Genomic DNA, 265 nt, shown 5'->3' with positions numbered 1-265 from the left:
CGCCGGGCGGAGCCGTTACGCTGGAGGGCGTGGCAGTCGTCGATGTATCCGAAGAGCTCAAGTCCCTCTCCTCGACCATGGAGTCGATCGAGGCCGTTCTGGACCTCGACCGGCTGAGGGCAGACATCGCCGTGCTCGAGGAGCAGGCGGCCGCGCCGTCCCTGTGGGACAACCCCGATGAGGCGCAGAAGATCACCAGCAAGCTGTCCCACCTCCAGGCCGAGGTGCGCAAGGCGGAGGCGCTGCGCGGTCGTATCGACGACCT

At 67.5% G+C, this 265-nt stretch carries 1 pseudogene; it reads left to right on the top strand.

The window, feature by feature from the left end:
- Positions 1-29 precede the first annotated feature (29 nt).
- Positions 30-265: pseudogene (prfB, locus tag CCL05_RS46705) on the top strand (peptide chain release factor 2); the annotation flags it as partial.

This window comes from Streptomyces africanus (assembly GCF_002150735.1).
GTDB classification, from domain to species: domain Bacteria; phylum Actinomycetota; class Actinomycetes; order Streptomycetales; family Streptomycetaceae; genus Streptomyces; species Streptomyces africanus.
Note: the sequence above shows the minus strand (reverse complement) of the source record. Positions and strands in the feature narration are given on the sequence as shown.